This is a genomic window from Stappia stellulata DSM 5886 (assembly GCF_000423705.1).
Lineage (GTDB): Bacteria > Pseudomonadota > Alphaproteobacteria > Rhizobiales > Stappiaceae > Stappia > Stappia stellulata.
On the sequence record NZ_KE384082.1, the window covers coordinates 743,411 to 761,292 of the forward strand.

Sequence of the window (17,882 nt, forward strand, 5' to 3'; positions counted from 1 at the left end):
GACGGGCGGCCCGTGGGCCGCCCGTCGCGAGCCGAGATCACTGAACCGGCAGGGAACCGACTTCCTCGTCCCAACGCGCAAGGAGGGCCTTGCGGCGGTCGGCGTCGCCGTATTCGGCGAAGTCGTAGTCGATCAACTTGATCGTCGACAGATCCGGCGCTTCCTTGGGCGGCGTGGCATTGGCGTTGGAGGGGATCTGGAAGGATCCGGCCTCCGGCATCAGGCTTTGCACCTCCGCCGTGAGCACCCAGTCATAGAAAGTGCGGGCTGCTTCCGGATTCTGCGCGCCCTCGATCAGCGACATGGAGCCGATCTCGTATCCGGTCCCCTCGCAGGGAGCGACCACGCCGATCGGGAAGCCGGAAACCGCCTGGGATACGGCGTCGTGCTGGAAGACGATGCCGAGCCCGGTTTCACCCCGCGCCGCCGCCTTGACCGGCGCGCTGCCGGACTTGGTGTATTGCGACACATTGGCATGCATCTTCTTCAGGAAGTCGAAGGCTTCGTCTTCGCCCATCAGCTGCACCAGAGTCGCGAGCGCGGTGTAGGCGGTGCCGGAGGAATTCGGATCCGCAATCTGGACCTCGCCTTTCAGCGCAGGGTCCAGAAGATCCGCCCAGCATTTCGGCGGCTCGATCCCCTTCTTCTCGAAAATCTCCTTGTTGTACCCCCAGCCAAGCGCACCGGAATAGACACCGACCGTGTGGAAATCGGACACCTCGGCCTGCCCCTTCGCCCAATCCTGCAACTGGTCGAGCATCGGCGACTTGTACTGCGCGCTCAGCCCGTCCTGACCCGCCTGGAGATGCGGATCGCCGGTGCCGCCCCACCAAAGGTCGGTCTGGGGATTGCGCGCCTCGGCCCGCACCTTGGCATAAGCCTCGCCGGACGAAAGCCGGATCATGTTGACGTCGATATCGGAATGACTGGCCTCGAACTCGTTGACCAGTTTCTCGCAGATCACGACGTCCGCCGAGCAGATCAGATTGAGTTCATCTGCCAGCGCGGCACCGGGCATGGCGACGAGAGTGCCCAGAAGGGCGAGTTTCACAGCTTTCATTGTTTCCTCCCATTTTTCCCGTGACCGGGACAGGTGAATTGCACACCTGTGCATCAGGTTGAATTTCATTTCAGGTCATGTCAATGAAATGATAGAAATTTATCGTATCTTTTTCCCGGGCAGCACGTATGCACAGCATTGCAAGGCGATGAAATGACGAGGCATCAGGTTAGCGCAAAGGATGTGGCCGAACTGGCAGGGGTGTCGCGCACCGCAGTCTCGCGCGCCTTCACGCCGGGCGCTTCCGTTTCGGCGGCGACACGGACGAAGGTCTATGCCGCCGCAGAGGAGCTGGGCTATCAGGTAAACAATCTCGCCCGTGGCCTGCTGACGTCCCGCACCGGCCTCGTCGCGCTGATCGCGTCCGAGGTCCAAACCCCCTATCGTGCGGCTCTGCTCGCAGCCTTGTCGAGCAGACTGCAACAGACCGGCAAGGTCGGCCTGCTGATCAACACCGACCGGTCGGACGAAAGCGTCGCCCAGGCGCTGCGCAAGGCGATTTCCTATCGCACCGAGGCAGCCGTCGTTCTGTCCGGCATGCCCGATACGTCGCTTGCCGAAACCTGTCTGCGAAACGGTATGCGCCTGGTTTTCATCAACAGGGAGGAGGAACGCCCGGGTGCGCTGCGCATTCGCATCGACGACGCCGTCGCCGGGCGGCAGGCATTCATGTCCCTGGCCGCGGCCGGATGCCGTCGCCCCGCCTTCGCATCGTCAATGGCCGGAACGCCCAGCCTTGTCGCGAGGGGACAGGGGTTCAAGGAGAGGGCGGCAGAGACCGGAACGCCCATCGTCGAATGTGCGAGCGGCATGACCTCCTACCGCACCGGGCTGGATGTGGGCACCCAACTCCTGACAATGCCCGACCGGCCGGACGGTATCTTCTGCGCGACCGATCTCATCGCCTGCGGTGTGGTCGACGCGGCGCGCCGGCGCTTCGGATTGCGTGTCCCGGAAGACGTATCGGTGATCGGCTTCGACGACATCGATCAGGCGGCCTGGGAAGCCTACCACCTGACGACCTTCCGCCAGCCGGTCGAGGAGATCGCGGAGGCCGCCGCAGCTTACCTGTCAGAGCCGCCGAACGACACGCCGCAAACGGTCACCCTCTCCTCGCGTATGGTCTGGCGGGGAAGCGTCCGCAGGTAGCCCGCGCCTCTCACCATCCGTGCCGTCGGTCCTTTTGCCGTCTCGATCCATATCGTGTTCAAACAGAAAGTGTCGCTCAAACAGGCACCGCATCGGGCCGGATGCCCGGGCGCCCAGACGCCTCTTTGGGGAGCCGGCAGGGAGAAAAATCCGGAATTGATTGACGGCGATCCGGTTTTTCAACGACCGCGCCGCGCGGCAATGGCCTGCCCGGCCGCCCATCCCGCGGACCAGGCCCATTGAAAATTATAGCCACCCAACCAGCCGGTCACATCGACCGCCTCGCCGATGGCATAGAGGCCCGCAACGGTCTTTGCTTCCATCGTGCGCGACGACAACGCGGCGGTTGAAATGCCGCCGGCCGTCACTTCGGCCTTGGCGAAGCCTTCGGTTCCGGTCGGATGGAATGTCAGGGCCTGCAGGGTTTCGGCGGCGCGCGCGAGATCCGCATCCGAACTGTTTCCCAACTCTCGTTCCAGCCCGATATGCGTTGAGAGAACCTCGGCCAGACGGTTTGGAAGGTGATCGCTCAAGACAGACCGCAGCCGGGCACGCGGGGACCGCTGTCGCGCTTCGCTCAAAATCTCCGTGGCATTTCCGATCAGCTCCAGCACCACTGGCGCGCCGGGCGTCCAGTATGAGGACGCTTGCAAAATGGCCGGCCCCGACAACCCGCGATGCGTGAAAAGGGCAGCCTCGGAAAAGGCGGTGCCCCCGATATGCGCCGTCACCGGGCAGGACACGCCGGAAATGTCCCGGAACGCTTGTGCGTCCGGCCCCAGCGTCAGAGGCACCAGCGCGGGCCTCGGCGGCACCACGGGCAAGCCGAAACGCTCCGCGATCTGGTAGGCCAGTCCGGTGGCACCCATTTTCGGAATGGACGGGCCGCCGGTGGCAATAACCAGTTGGGCTGCCGTCTCGCCTGCAACGCGAAACAGACCGTCACCATGACCGATCTCGCCAATCTGCGTCGACAGACGGATCTCGACCCCGCCACGAGCACATTCCTCGAGAAGCATCGCCACGACCTGCCGCGCAGAGCCGTCGCAGAACAACTGTCCCAACGTTTTCTCATGCCACGCGATGCGATAACTTTCGATGAGCGCAAGAAAGTCCCATTGGGTGTACCGGGCGAGCGCGGATTTTGCGAAATGCGGATTTTCGGACAGGAAGCGATCCGGACTCGTTTCCATGTTGGTAAAATTGCATCTGCCGCCGCCGGAGATCAGGATTTTCTTGCCGGCCTTCTCCGCATGATCGAGCAAAAGCACCCGCGAACCGGCCTGTCCCGCTGTTGCGGCTGCCATCAGGCCGGCAGCTCCGGCACCAAGAACAATCACATCAAATGTCATTCCCGTCCTCTACGATGCTCTGTGGCAAAGAAAAAGGGGAAATGCGCCAGTCACATGGGCGCGCAGGGTCCATCAACCATCGTGCGACGAGCTCGGCCGTGCATGGTGACCCTGATGGCGGACATCAACTGACACGCCCGGCATGGGACAGCCGAACCGTCAGAATCTGCCCCCGACATTCAGACAACGATCCACGCTACGCTTCGCGGCTCTTCCAATCTTGGACGAAAGGGAGGCCAGAGATGTCGAAACCCGGGCAGCACGCATTCGGGTTCAAGGCGAAGGCCGCGCCGGAAGCGCTGAACGGCGAGGAGCGGGTGATTCCGTGGTCGGCCATCAGCCGCTGGCGGCCACTTGCTCTTGTTTTGGGCGGCTTCAACCGGTCGCCGCAACACTTTCGATCATGTCGTGCTTGTGTAACCGGATAGTCCGCATCGGGATCCCGGTGCAGCGGGCGTGCCGGGCGCCGCGCGAAAGACAAAAGGGGGCTTCCCGCGCCCCGGCGTGCGGCAGAAGGCCTTCAAGCGTGTTGAGAAGGGTCCCGCGACGAACTCAGCCCTTTGATATTCCCCGGGGAAATCGATAGTGATGGCAAGTGTCGCCCCTGCCTGTCCTTCCGTTTGCGGACCCTCCATGTCCCTCGATCTGCCAAGCCTCGATAGAATCTATGCGCTCTGGGACGGCCTTGCCGACTTCGATGCCGTCAACATCCAGGCCTCTCGCACCTATTTGCTCGAACAGATCAGCAGCCTTGTGGATGCCCAGAATGCAGACTGGATCGGCTGCGTGCGGCTGAGCTGGAACCAGGCCGACGACCCGATGAAGGGATGGCGCCCGCGCACCCTGTCCACCCTGAAACCTTGCGCCAACTCCAACCAGGCGATCGACGAGGCCTTCCAGGAAATGGAGAAGGGCCAGCCGGACATCACCACCATCCGAAACGTGGAGCTGGCTGGCAGCTACAGGGTACTGTTGTTGAACGAACTGGCAAACCAGGACTGGTTCGCGGGGCCGTCCTACCAGCGCTACTACAAGGCCCTGGACCGACTGGATTCCATCTGGGCCGGTATCCCTGTCAACGCAGATGCGGAAGTGCAGATCGGCTTTCATCGCAGCTTCGAGAAGACACCGTTTTCCCGCGAGGACAAGGCGCTGGTCTTTCATGCGTTGCGCGGGATCCGCTGGTTCTACAAGCACCAGATGCTGGGCGAAGGTGTCGGGGTTGCGTCGTCCCCGCTGACGCCCACGGAAAAAACGGTGCTGCAGGGGCTCCTGCTCGGCATGACCGAGAAGCAGATTGCCGGCCAGAACAACCAGAGCCCGCACACCACCCACGACCACGTGAAGCGGATCTTCCGCAAATACGGTGTTTCCAGCCGTTCCAGCCTGATGGCTCTCTGGCTCGGCAAGGGCCTGATCTCGAACAATAACCCCTAAACAGGGGATTCAACTCCCTCCCCCTGCGACGCCATAAGCGGTTTGCGAAAACATTTTGCGCCGCAAGAGCGCCGTGCCGGCTTCCGCTCGGCGATGCCGGCGCCCGGCCACGCGGCGAAGCGCCCAGGGGGATCCATGGACATGATCGACACGACGTCTCGCGCGCTTTTCGGCGCGGCACATGAAACGTCGAGCCGTGCAGCGACGCCGGGAGTGTGCAGGGACGAAAGCCGCCGGACAGCCCGCCAGATCCCCCCCGCGCGCCGGCGTGCCCTGCGGCTTCTCGCCTCGACCGCCCTGTGCGCCGCGGCGATCATGACCGTGTCCGGCGAGACGGTACAGGCGGCGACCTATGCGGTTACGCAGGCAACGGATGACGGAAGCGGAACGGTCGCAGGGTCGCTGAGCTGGGCCATTGCGAATGCCTCGTCGGACGGCGACGTGATCGAGATCGATCCGGCCCTTGATGCAATCGCCGTCTCGGGCGTGCTGCCGGATTTCGCCGCCGCAGTGACGATCAAGGCAACCGCGCCGGTCGAGATCACCGGATCGGATTTCTCCGCCTCCGGGACGTCTCTGGTCATCTCCGGCGTATCGGCGGCCGAGGCTGTCAAGGCCCGCCTGAGCGGCACAATCACCGGCGTGGCGGCAACCAACGGAACCGGCGGTGGAGGCAACGGCGGCGAGGGCGGCAACGGCCTCTCGGGGCAAGGGTTCGTCATCGTCAATGATGCGTCCCTCGCCGGCAACGCGGGAGGCACGGGCGGCAAAGGCGCGGGCAGCGGAATGGCCCCCGCAGGGTCCGGCGGCGAAGGCGGGGCCGGCGGAAACGGTGTTTCCGGCACTTCCTTTCGGATCGACAACCTATCAACAATCCGTGGTGGCGCGGGCGGGGCCGGCGGAGACGGAGGAGATTCCGACGCGACGGGCACTGGCGGCACCGGCGGGACCGGCGGCGCTGGCGGCAGCGCGGTATCCGGTGCGGAGTTTTTCCTGAACAACGCCGGGAGTATCGAGGGTGGACACGGCGGTTCGGGCGGCGCGCTAGGCAACTCGGCAGTTGGCCCTCTCGGTCGCAAAGGCAATGGCGGCGCAGGCGGGGCGGCCATTTCCGGGACCGGCGTCACGGTTTTCAATTCCGGCACGATCACCGGGGGCTCGGGCGGGTCTGGCCTGACCGTCGGTGCCGGTGGGGCCGGCATTTCCGTCAGCAACGCCACAATCGTCAACAGCGGCACGATTTCCGGCGGGCTTTCCGGCGACGGAAGCAACCGGGCCAATGCCATTGAATTCACCTCAGGCACGAATTCGCTCGAGCTGCAAGCCGGTTATACCATCACCGGCAATGTCATCGCGGGCGGCGGGAGCGACACGCTTGTCCTGGGAGGAGATACCAACCCTGGCGCGAGCTTCGATCTGGGCGATATCGGCACCAAATACAACGGCTTTGAAGCCATGTCGAAGACAGGCAGCTCCACCTGGACCATGACCGGCACAGCCGGCGCCGCGCTCGGAGACCTGACGGTTTCAGGCGGCTCGCTCAACCTCGACGGGGCAACGGCGACAGCCAATCTGCTCACCGTGAATGGCGGCACGCTGATTGTCTCCGGCACCCGGATCAATGTCGTCAACAGCATCAACCTCGGCCTGGATAGTGGCCAGAGCACTCTGACCGTGGCGAATTTGGCCCAGTTTGTGTCAGCTTCGCCCACCTATATGGCGCGAGATGGCGGCACCGCGACGCTGAACATCGGCGCAGCGGCCGGTGAAGCCGCAGCAGAAGCCGGCTTCTTCTCCTCCGGTCTGCTTGTCTTCGGAGCGGGCGACGGAACCGTCGTGTTCAACCATACAAACAGCGCACTTTTCTTTACCAACGACATAAGCGGCAAGGGAACGATCGAGGCCCACGCCGGCACCACGACCCTGACCGGCAACAACTCTGCCTTCACCGGCACGACAGTGGTGAACGGCGGCACGCTGCGTGCCGGGGGCGCGGATGCCTTTGCCGACACCACCCACTACGAGATCAACGGCGGAACCCTCGACCTCGGCGGCCATGATCTTACGATGTCGCGGCTGTGGGGAAGCGGCGGCACACTGACCAGCACCGGATCGGAAGCGAATCTGATCCTGGATCAGGACGACGTTACCCGCTTTTCCGGCGAAGTCTCCGGCTTGCGCAACCTTACGAAAACGGGCTTTGGAACCGTGTTTCTGCGCGGCAACACAGCCGTTTCCGGCACGATCGGCGTCGACGAGGGCGTTCTCAGCTTCGGCGGCGGCAAGACCATGTCGAGCGGGCGTGGGTCAGCTACCGCGGCCGGCACAAGGGATGCCGAATTCGAGATTTCCGGTGCGGGAACGAGTTGGACCATCGGCTCGGACCTGCGGCTCGGCGACACCGGCGGCAGCGGAAGCGGCAACCTGTGGATCTTCGACAAGGCCGTGGTCAGCGCCGCGAGCCTGCACATGGGCGATGGCGGCAAAGCCCATGCAGAGATCGCCGGTGCGGGGTCCGTTCTGACCGTGACCGGTCCCGCCGAGATCGGCGTTTCCTCCGGCGGGAGCGCTGCCATGGTGCTGTCCAACGGTGGACGTCTCGTCGTCGGCGGTGGAACCGGAACGGTGAACCTTGCCGCAGGCGCAGGCGCCTCCGGCACGCTGGTGATCGGCGCAGAGACCGGCAGGGCGCCGGTTTCTGCCGGGACGCTCGAGGCGCAGACAGTCGCTTTCGGCGCGGGCGATGGCACCATCGTCTTCAATCACACCGACACGGCCCATGACTTCAAAGCCGACGTGACCGGCGACGGCACGCTCGCCTTGCGCAACGGCGAGACGCTGCTCTCGGGTGACTATTCCGGCTTCACCGGCTCGGCCGAGATCTACCGCACCGGCGCGGCACGGCTTCAATCGAATTTCACCGGCGACGTCGGTCTGCATTCAGGCGTTGTCTACACGCTCGACACCACGCTCGCCGGAACCTTCACCGTCAATGACGGGGCGCGGCTCCAGGGCAACGGAACAGTCGGCGGTCTTTCGCTGGCCTCGGGCGGAACGCTTGCGCCCGGCAACTCGATCGGGACCATCAATGTGGCCGGCGACGCTTCCTTCGGCCCTGGAAGCATCTACGCCGTCGAGGTGGACGGAACCGGCGGGAGCGATCTGACGACGGTGACCGGACGCATCGACCTGACGGGCGGGACGGTCAATGTTTCGCTGGTGAGCGGCGCCACACCACCCTTTTCCCCGACGACAAGCTACACGATCATGACCGGTGCCGGCGGCGTCTTCGGACGGTTCGACAGCGTGACAGACAGCCTCGCCTTTCTGGATTCCGCGCTTGTCTACCAACCGAACGCGGTGGTGCTGGAGCTGACCCGCAACGGCGCAAACTTCGCGTCGCAGGCACGGACCGCCAACCAGTTTGCGGTTGCGACAAGCCTCGACGACCCCGCGCTCTCGGCATCGCTTTTCGGCGCGCTGATCGGCCTCGACGCCCCCTCGGCCCGGGCCGCCTATGACAGTCTGTCAGGCGAGATACATGCCTCCCTGCCGGCGATGTTCGTAAGCGAAAGCGCCCGTCTGCGCGATGCGGTCGGCGCGCGCATTGAGGCCAGCTTTTCCAGTCTCGTGCCTCAGGCCTCCGGCGCGACTTCGGATGCGGTTTCTGGACCGCTCACAAGCCTGCAGGTCTGGGCCCAGACCCACGGCGCCTATGGCCGGTTCAAGGGCGACGGCAACGCCGCCACACTTTCGAGCAACACGGGCGGCGGGGTCTTCGGCCTGGAAGCCAGCCCGACGCAGGATGTCCGGCTCGGCCTCCTGGCCGGCTTCAGCCGGTCGACGGCAAGCGTCGACAACCGCAGGTCGAGCGCAACCGCGGACAGCTTCACGCTCGGCGCCTATGGCGCGGTTCGCTCCGGCGCGGTCCGTCTTGAGGCCGGCGTCTCCAACAGCTGGCATCAGGTGTCGACCCGCCGTCACATCGCCTTCGGCGGCATCGACGAGGCCGTCACCGCCGACTACGGATCGCGCACGGCCCAGGCCTTCGCGGACGTCTCCTACCGGTTCGAGACGCCCTGGCTCGGGCTTGAACCCTACGCCGGTCTTGCGGTGGTTCATCAGGAAGGCAACGCCTTTCAGGAGCGTGGCTCCTCCGACGTTGCGCTGGCAGGCAAAGCCTCAAGCCAGCTCTTCGGGTCAAGCAACCTCGGTGTTCGCCTGTCGAAGACCCTGTCCGCGCAAAACGGCACCACCGCCGAACTGACCGGCACCCTCGGCTGGCAGCACGCCATCGGAAGCCTGTCCGCCCATCAGCGCCTCGCCCTGGCGGGAATTGACAGCTTCTCCATCCAGGGCGTTCCCATCGACCGGGACACAGCCCTCGTGCAGGCAGGCGTGCGCTTCAACGTCAGCGAATTTGCAAAAATCGGCGTGTCCTATCAGGGACGCTTCGGGCGCAACGCCCTTGAACAAGGCGCAAACGCGAGGCTGGAAGTCCGTTTCTAGCGGTGGCTGGCGAACAGGTTGTTCCGTTGAGAGCCTGAGCGGATGTTTTGCCGCTGATCCCCATATGGGCCGTTTGTGATTGTGCCAGTCAAGCCATCTCGGCAGGCCGGCTTCGCGTGTCGGAGACGGCGCGAACGGGATGGCAAAGGCCCAGTTCCGGAGCATGGTCTGGGCAAAGCGCTCGACCTTGCCGTCGGTTTTAGGCGTTTAGGGCATGGTTCTCATATCGCGGATGGAGAGCCTTTCCAGTGCTTTTCGAAACAGCTTTGCAATGTAGCTTGGTTCGTTTTCGGTCCGGTCATCACGCGCTCGCCCCCGACGCCGCGCACCTTGAACCAGCGCAGGCCCAGGCCGGTGGTGGAGCAACGGGCCTCGTCGGGATCACGCCTGTCAGTTTCTCTGCACGGCGCCCGTCGTCGACCTTGACGACCTTATTTCGCTTCATCGTCTGGTCGCGAAGACCGCCGAGCTTCTTCCCCTCGTCGTTTGGCTTCGGCTAAATCCTCATCCATTTTCAGCAGTTTCAAGTAAGCTCTACGCATGAACTCTATGGTTCTATCGGATATGCAGAATCCACGCACTGAGGCTACATACCCTCGGCAAGGTCCGCGCTGTGACTGGTGCTGGGGGCCTTCCGACGACGACGGAGAGGGCAACCAGCAAAGCCGACAAGCACGCGCAACTGCTGCAAAACCTGCGTTGGAACGAAAGCCCGAGCTGAGGGTGAGGAAACAGGGAATACGGACAAGGCACGGCCAAACGGAACGCGACGGTGCTCCTTGTCGAGGGTGGCCCTTAGTAAGGCAGCTCAATTTTCAACATGATCGGCCTCATTCTCGTGACGCCGTTCGAAATGTCCGTAAAGCGGCCTGAACCGCTCTTCATTGGCCACACGAAACCGGAAATCGATGGCGTTCTTGAATGCGGTGTCCATCTCTCGCCGCGTGGGCCTGTCCGTAGAGACAGTCTGTTCCTCATTCCGTGCATAGTCAAATAGGCTATTGGCATAGGCGAATAAAAGCACCGCATCATAAAGACGTTCCGAGAAATATGGATTGCAAAGCGGCATTGAGATGTCTTCTCTTCGAACCTTTTGCACTTGATACCAAGAAACCATCTCAAAGGTGCGTAAAGCAGCATCGGTGTCGATATGTTCAATTGCTTGCTTTAACGTCGCTAAAGCGACAATTGGCTCTTCTGGTGGTGCCTCGCTCTGGCTTGTCAAGAAAGCAACCACCGAGCGTAAATACCCGCAGATTTCGCTAATCGCATCAGGCATATGGGCTCGCGCCGCCAACGCTTTCCGCTCAAGAAGCTCCTTGTGTCGTGTATCTTCAAAATCTGTTTGACGCCGCAATTCATCAATTTGATCTTGGTGTCGCCTGGCGTCATCTTCTGCACTTCGGCTCATCATCCGAATGGTTCCGATGGCCGCACCGAGTGCAAGCAACGAACCTATCAAGGTTTGCCAGTCTTTCAAAAAACCGTAAACTGCATACCAGCTCAACGAAACTCTCCATGTAGCCAAGAGATCACCCTTGCAACACACAATAAGTTGTGGCCCGACCCCTTTTACAGCCAAATATTTATTGTCTTCGAAGGGAATTCTCGGACAGGCCGGGTACGGCCAAGAAGAGAAGGATGCCTATGATTCCAACAATTGCAATGCTGTGGTACGCAACGACCAACAGTCTGAATGGACCACATCAAGGGAAATAACCCAGATAAATCTAAGCACTAGCTTTCCTGTAAGCGTTTCCGTTCTTCTCCGCCATTGTGACAAGCGCATTTTCAACTGACGCCCCAACGAACACTGGTCGCCCTGAAGAGCGGCAGCCACTTTCGTGGTCGTGATCCTAAATGTGACCCAGGAATTGCCGTGGAACAGAAGATTTTACAATTTATTGTTTTAAATTGAAAATTTGGTAGCGGAGGAGGGACTCGAACCCCCGACACGCGGATTATGATTCCGCTGCTCTAACCGGCTGAGCTACTCCGCCGTCCGTGTCGCGGAAAGGGCTTCCGCACGGATGTGAGCCGCATATAGTCGGCGCCGCGCTGCACTGTCAAGCCACCTCTTGCCGCTTTCACGCCGTTCTCCCCAGGGGCGGACGAATCATGCCGGTCAGCGCTTCGGAAAACGGCCGCGCGGCACGCCAAGACACCCGTCCCCCTCCCCGACGGTCTCGGCTTCGCCCGCACGCCAAAGGCACGCACCTTCTTCCCGCCAGATCCCCCTTCCCGAGGGAGCCGCCGCCGGCATGATGTCATGCTTGCACACCCCGCCGCGAAAGCGCGGCATGGCCGGCGTCGCGGCCCATCGAACAAGCACATGCCTTGGCACGAAGGGCAGCACACAGATCGCGCCGGAAATGCATGATCCGAACGCACCGAGACGGTCGCACGACGCTCTCGTTGACGATCCGGGGTAACGCGAACCGCGCTTGCGCTTGCCCGCGAGCGAACGGAAGGGTACGAGAGAACCGCGCCGTGGCCATCGCCTTGCAGGCGGCCGGCGCAAGGCGCGGAACCGGTCTGCCCGGCCCGCCACGGGAAGGGCGGACGCAGGATACAGGGAGCAGCGCGTGAGCGGTGCCAGGAACAAGAACTCGGCGGTGGGCAGCCTTTTCCTGCTGTTCTCCTTTCTGGTCCGCGACGGCAACCTGCTGCGCTCCCCGGTGCTCGCCTTTGCGATCCTGGCAAGCTTCACCCGATCCGGCATGATCTACGCCATCAATCTGATCGCCGGTGGCGCGGCAATCGCGGCGGGCAACGTCGCCTTGCTCGCCGTCACCGTGGTCTCGACGCTGACATTCTCGCATCTGGCGCGGGTCAACTCCTTCAAGCTTGTGGAAACCACCAAGAGGCGCATGCGCACCCGGCTGAGCCGCCGACTGCTCGATGCGCGCGCCGACTATCTGGCCGGCCGCGACCAGGGCAAGGTCTATTCCATCGTCACCCACGAGGTGAACCAGATCTCAAGCGCCTCGACGAACTTCATCGAATCGCTCGAAGCCTGCCTGCTGATCGCCTTTTGCATTCCCTATCTGTTTTATCTGTCGTGGCCGAGCGGGGCTGCGACGCTCGCCGCGGTCGTCATTGGCGGCCTCGGCTACCTTCTTGCCCAGGGCCCCGCACAGGCCAGCGCGGAAGCCGCATCGCGCATCGAGTGGCAGTTCTTCGACCGGATCAACGATGTGCTGCGCGGCTACAAGGAACTGCGCCTGCGCGAGGCGCGCAAGGAGGACCTGCAGGACGAAATCGTCGCTATCTCCCTGCGCGAACGCGCACTGAAACTGGTGGCGGAACGCTACTACAGCCTGGGTCAGGTCTTCGCCCAGGGCGCGATGATGGGCCTGTTGTGCGCCATCGTCGTCGGCCTGCCGTTGTTGGCGGGAACGGAAACGGCAACCGTCCTGCAAATCCTCACCGTCGTTCTGCTCACCTACGGCCCGATCGAGACGGTGATGGGAAACCTCTCCTCGTTTTCGCGCGCGACCGTGGCGAAGCGCCTGATCGACGGGTTGGAACGCGACCTTATCAAGGAAACCGAAGACACCGCGGCCGTCCTCGTTGACCGTTCGCTCCCGCCGCCTGCGTTCCGCGCAATCGAGCTCAAGGGCGCAACGACGATCCTGACGAGCACGAGCGCGGCCGGCGACGACGAGAGCTTCACCGTCGGGCCCCTCGACCTCACACTGGTGCCGGGCGAGGTCGTCTTCATCTGCGGTGGAAATGGCGCCGGCAAATCGACGCTGATTTCCCTGCTCACGGGCCTGCGCCAGCCGGACGCAGGCGAGATCCTGCTCAACGGTCAGGCCGTGGGGACCGCAAACCTGATCCGCTACCGCAGCCTGTTCAGCGCGGTGTTCAGCGAATTCCACCTGTTCTCGCGGCTCTATGGCCTGAGCGACGACGAGCGGGCAGCGATCCCCGGCCATCTCGCGGAGCTCGACCTTGCCCACCGCGTGTCGGTGACGGACGAAAAATTTTCCACACTCGCGCTGTCCACCGGGCAGAAGCGGCGACTGGCGCTTTCCGTGGCGCTTGCCGAAAAGCGCCCGATCATCGTTCTGGACGAGTTTGCCGCCGATCAGGACCCGGTGCGCCGCGCGCTCTTCTACGACGTGCTGGTGCCGCAGATGGCGCGCGACGGTCATCTCGTCCTGGCCGTGACCCATGACGAGCACCGCTTCACGCAATGCGACCGGCTGATCCGGATGGAAGCGGGACAGATCATTTCCGACGAGCGCATGAACGGCGGCGCCCGCAAGGCGATATGAAGCCCGCCGCCGCGAGGTTGCACGCCGCATCGCCACCGCCGCTCCGTCGCCACACGACGGCCCGACAACTGCCGTTTGCCGCAAGCCGCATTCTCCAGTAGGAAACAGCCAGGAGCCTGCCCGAACGTCCTGCGCGCCGGGAAAGGCATCAAGCGGCACCATCTGGAGACATGCGTCACATGGCCGATCTTTTCGTCGACGGCGGACACCCGATTTCAGGAACGGTCACTCCATCGGGAAACAAGAACGCCGTATTGCCGATGCTATGCGCGACTCTGCTTACCGATGAGCCGGTGACGCTGGAAAACGTGCCCGAAATCAGCGATGTGGAGAAAATTCTCGCCTATTTCGAGCGCATGGGCTCCACGGTTGCGCGCGCCGACGATGGGGCGACCCTGACCATCCGCCACGACTTCAAGGCCTTTCGAGACGCGGAGGCGGAACTGCCGCTGGGCATCCGCTCCGCCGTCTTGCTGCTGGCGCCGGTGATGGTGCGCACCGGCACCTTGCGCTTCGACACGGACGCCAAGGGCTGCGCGCTCGGCATGCGCGAGATCGACCCGCACCTGGAGATCCTGGAGCAGTTCGGCAGCCGGATCGTCGACACACAGCCCTATGATATCCGCCGCGAGGGCGCGCTCGAGGGGCAGGAGATCTGGGCCGATTACGCCTCCGTCACCGCGACCGAAACCTTCGCCATGATGGCGGCGACCGCGCGCGGCACCTCCGTCCTGATGAATGCGGCCTCCGAGCCGCATGTTCAGGCGCTGTGCCGGATGCTCACCGACATGGGCGCGCGCATCGACGGCCTCGGCACCTCGCGGCTGACGATCACCGGCGTGGAGAAGCTCTCCGGCACCCGCGCCCGCGTTCCCGACGATCACCACGAGGTCGCGACCTTCCTGGCGATCGGTGGCGTCACCGGCGGCCGGCTGACGGTCAAGACCGACGTGACAGAGCACATGACGCTGATCCTGCGCCAGCTCGCCAAGCTCGGCCTGCAGTTCGAGGTCGAAGAAGGTGCGATCACGGTCGTTGGTTGGACGCGCGAGGTCCAGCGCCCCTACACCCGCGAAATGCTGCCCAAGATCGAGGCCGCGCCCTGGCCGTATTTTCCCGCCGACCTCCTGCCCCAGGCCATTGGCGTGGCGGTCGGCTGCACGTCGGAGATCATGTTCTGGAACAAGATCTACGAGGGCGCGCTCGGCTGGAGTTCGGAACTCGCCAAATTCGGCGCACGTGTGCATTTGTCGGACCCGCACCGGCTGATCGTCTTTGGCGGAAACTCCTTGCGTCCGGCGGTCGTGGAAGCGCCCTATATCATTCGCGTGGTGCTTGGCCTGTTCCTGGCCGCGATCCAGGTCGAAGGCCAGTCGCTGATCAAGAACGCCGATCCCATCCGCCGGGCGCATCCGCGTTTCGTGGAAAAGCTGACGGAGCTGGGCGCGAAGGTGCGCTGGACCTGAGGCTGCGGCAACCCGGTTGAACGCCTCGACACGCGGAAGGGAGACAGGATGAAGCTCGCGGATCTCGAGACCTTCGTCGTCGGCAACCCTCCACCGGGCTTCGGCGGGCGCTACTTCGTCTTCGTAAAACTGACGACCGCCTGCGGGATCGTCGGCTACGGCGAGATCTATGCGGCAGCCTTCTCGCCATTCGTCGTGGAACAGATGGCGCGAGACGTTTTCGTCCGCTATCTCGACGGCACCGACCCCTTCCGTTGCGAGGCTTTCTTTCGCCGCGCCTATGGTTCGGGCTTTTCGCAGCGCCCCGATCCGTCGATGGCGGGCGTTGTCTCCGGGCTTGAGATGGCGATGTGGGACATTGTCGGCAAGGCGGTCGACAAACCCGTTCATGCATTGCTTGGCGGCACTGTGCATGAGCGCTTGCGCAGTTACACATATCTCTACCCCGCACAGGGAGAGGATCCGGCGATCTTCTACCTAGATGCGGACCGGGCGGCGGAAACGGCAGAGCGCTATGTCGCACAGGGTTTCACGGCGGTAAAATTCGATCCCGCCGGCCCCTATTCCGTGCATGGCGGCCACCAGCCGGATCTGGAGACGCTTTATCGCTCGCAGGAGTTCTGCCGCAAGCTGCGCGAGGCTGTCGGAACAAAGGCCGACCTGCTGTTTGGAACGCACGGCCAGTTCACCGCCTCCGGCGCGCTGCGCCTGGCGCGCCGGCTTGAGGCCTATGATCCGCTTTGGTTCGAGGAACCCGTGCCACCGGATATGCCGGAGGAAATGGCAAAGGTCGCGCGCGGCACCGCCATTCCGGTTGCGACCGGCGAACGGCTTTGCACCAAATGGGAGTTCGCCCGGGTGCTGACAAGCGGGGCCGCCTCGATCCTGCAGATGAACCTCGGCCGGGTCGGAGGGCTGTTGGAGGCGAAGAAAATTTCCGGCATGGCGGAAGCCTTTCACGCCCAGATCGCGCCGCACCTTTATTGCGGGCCGATTGTGGCGGCCGCCAATATCCAGCTGGCCGCCTGCTCGCCCAACTTCCTGATCCTGGAAAGCATCGGAAAATTCGACGGCTTTCACGCCCGGCTGCTCAAGACGCCTATTGTCTGGGAAAACGGCTACGTGGTGACGCCGACGGCGCCGGGGCTGGGCGTGGAGCTTGATGAGGCAGTCGCCCGCGCCCATCCGTATGAGGGCCAAGGGCTGCACCTCGACATGACGCAAATTCCGGTCGATCCCGCCCGTGACGCCCGCTTCGGCGTGCCGCAGCCTTGAAGGCGCGGCACGCGCCGGGCGGCATCAGCCGTTCAGGTCGCGATCAAGGCGCGCACCGACACTGAGCACGCGGGCATCCTGGCCCTTCGCCCCGCCGATCATCAGCGCTCCGGGACGTCCCGTCCCCGTCGTGCGCGTCGGCATGGTCATGGCGCAGGCATCGGCGAGATTGAGCAACGAGGTGTTGCGCAACATCGCCGCATTGATCCGGTCGAAGTCGGCTTCGGCCTCGCGGATCGACGGCGGCAGGATCTGGAGCGTCGGCGCGATCAGCGCGTCGAAGCCCGAGAGTGCCTCGGCCAGGCGCGCGATCACGGCGCGCCGCTGCGCATAGGCCTCCGCGATCTCGTCCGCGGACGCGGATTCGCTGATACGGATGCGCGCGAGCACGCGCGGATCGCCGATCATGGCCAGTTGCGCCAGGTCGTCGGCATAGACCTCATGCGCTTCCGCCGAAACAAGCAGCCGATTGAGACCGAGCGCTTCGTGAAGAAAGCTCAGGTCCAGCTCCATGAGCGTATGACCGCACGCGACAAGCCGCGTCTTTGCCGCCTCGAAATGCCCGGCCGACCAGTCGTCGAGATCGTTGGTGAAGGCCCCGACGGGAACCGCGAGCCGCAAGGGCTCGGCTGGTGCCTCGACCGCTTCGGCCGGCGTATCGCTCATGACGGCGAAGGCGGAGAGCATCGTTGCGAAATCGCGTGCCAGGGGCCCGCAGGAATCGAAGGAGCTTGCAAGCGGGTGTACGCCCTGAAGCGGCACCGCGTCCTGGCTCGGCTTGTGACCGTAAAGACCGTTGATGGCGGCCGGGATGCGCACCGATCCGCCCGTGTCCGTACCAAGCGCGACGTCGGCAAGGTCAAGACCGACGGAGACAGCCCCGCCGGAGGTGGAGCCGCCAGGGATTCCGTCCGCGTCGAACACATTGGCCGGCGTGCCGTAGTGCGGGTTCAGTCCGACGCCGGAATAGGCCAGCTCGCTCATTGTCGTGCGGCCGAAGGGAACGGCGCCTGCCGCCTTGATACGCTGGATGACCGGGCAATCCGCAGAAGCAGGGTCCCGGTCGCGAAGCAACCGTGAGGCGGCGGTGGTGCGCTGACCCGCCTCGTCGTAGAGATCCTTGACACTGACCAGAAGGCCGGAGAGCGGCAGCGGCCGGTCGGCCGCCGCAATGCGGGCCTCGGCAGCCTCTGCATCCTTGCGGATACGCGCCGGGTCGAACTGCGTGAACAGCTTGCCCGCGGTCTCGCCCATGGCCTCCACCCGCGCAATCGCGGCTTCGGCCTTCTTGACTGTCTCTCCCATATCCCCTCCGGTCGGATGCCCGCGCACCCTCGTCAAACGAAACGCC

The 17,882-nt window shown here is 63.7% G+C and carries 10 protein-coding genes, 1 tRNA gene and 1 pseudogene; 6 read left to right on the forward strand and 6 right to left on the reverse strand.

All coding sequences use genetic code 11. The features are described 5' to 3' along the window. Nucleotides 1–37: 37 nt before the first annotated feature. Complete coding sequence (locus tag G572_RS0115810) at nt 38–1,060, reverse strand: ABC transporter substrate-binding protein (protein ID WP_037547263.1); 1,023 nt, start codon at nt 1,058–1,060, stop codon at nt 38–40. A 153-nt stretch (nt 1,061–1,213) separates the two neighbouring features. Here G572_RS0115810 and G572_RS0115815 point away from each other — a divergent pair, with 153 nt between their 5' ends. After that, nucleotides 1,214–2,209, forward strand: a complete 996-nt coding sequence (locus tag G572_RS0115815; RefSeq protein ID WP_029059311.1) for a LacI family DNA-binding transcriptional regulator — start codon at nt 1,214–1,216, stop codon at nt 2,207–2,209. A gap of 179 nt (nt 2,210–2,388) precedes the next feature. Here the strand turns inward: G572_RS0115815 and G572_RS0115820 are convergent, their stop codons facing one another. After that, entirely contained in the window at nt 2,389–3,561 is a 1,173-nt protein-coding gene (locus G572_RS0115820) for a BaiN/RdsA family NAD(P)/FAD-dependent oxidoreductase (RefSeq protein ID WP_029059312.1), read from the reverse strand. A 633-nt stretch (nt 3,562–4,194) separates the two neighbouring features. On the opposite strand from G572_RS0115820, the gene G572_RS0115825 reads away from it, so the two are divergent. Both G572_RS0115825 and G572_RS26770 read left to right on the forward strand, forming a co-directional pair. Beyond that, nucleotides 4,195–4,998, forward strand: coding sequence for a helix-turn-helix transcriptional regulator (locus tag G572_RS0115825; RefSeq protein ID WP_029059313.1), 804 nt, complete (start codon nt 4,195–4,197; stop codon nt 4,996–4,998). Between the two features lie 141 nt (nt 4,999–5,139). Next, nucleotides 5,140–9,507, forward strand: a complete 4,368-nt coding sequence (locus G572_RS26770) for an autotransporter domain-containing protein (RefSeq protein ID WP_084650281.1) — start codon at nt 5,140–5,142, stop codon at nt 9,505–9,507. Between the two features lie 78 nt (nt 9,508–9,585). Here the strand turns inward: G572_RS26770 and G572_RS26840 are convergent. The 3 genes and pseudogenes from G572_RS26840 to G572_RS0115840 form a co-directional block, all read right to left on the reverse strand. Next, nucleotides 9,586–9,699, reverse strand: a pseudogene (locus G572_RS26840) (IS481 family transposase); the annotation flags it as partial. Nucleotides 9,700–10,315: 616 nt separating this feature from the next. Continuing rightward, entirely contained in the window at nt 10,316–11,014 is a 699-nt protein-coding gene (locus G572_RS26310; protein WP_156884653.1) for a hypothetical protein, read from the reverse strand. 416 nt (nt 11,015–11,430) lie between these two features. Further along, a tRNA-Met gene (locus G572_RS0115840) sits at nt 11,431–11,507 on the reverse strand. Nucleotides 11,508–12,092: 585 nt separating this feature from the next. Here G572_RS0115840 and G572_RS25570 point away from each other — a divergent pair. From G572_RS25570 to G572_RS24250, 3 genes are all read left to right on the forward strand, one after another. Further along, nucleotides 12,093–13,790, forward strand: coding sequence for a cyclic peptide export ABC transporter (locus G572_RS25570; protein WP_156884655.1), 1,698 nt, complete (start codon nt 12,093–12,095; stop codon nt 13,788–13,790). Nucleotides 13,791–13,969: 179 nt separating this feature from the next. Then, nucleotides 13,970–15,256, forward strand: a complete 1,287-nt coding sequence (locus G572_RS0115850; RefSeq protein ID WP_029059316.1) for a UDP-N-acetylglucosamine 1-carboxyvinyltransferase — start codon at nt 13,970–13,972, stop codon at nt 15,254–15,256. Nucleotides 15,257–15,304: 48 nt separating this feature from the next. Continuing rightward, nucleotides 15,305–16,531, forward strand: coding sequence for a mandelate racemase/muconate lactonizing enzyme family protein (locus G572_RS24250; protein ID WP_037546966.1), 1,227 nt, complete (start codon nt 15,305–15,307; stop codon nt 16,529–16,531). A gap of 24 nt (nt 16,532–16,555) precedes the next feature. Here G572_RS24250 and G572_RS24255 read toward each other — a convergent pair whose 3' ends face one another. Next, nucleotides 16,556–17,836, reverse strand: a complete 1,281-nt coding sequence (locus tag G572_RS24255; RefSeq protein ID WP_037546968.1) for an amidase family protein — start codon at nt 17,834–17,836, stop codon at nt 16,556–16,558. Between the last annotated feature and the right edge of the window lie 46 nt (nt 17,837–17,882).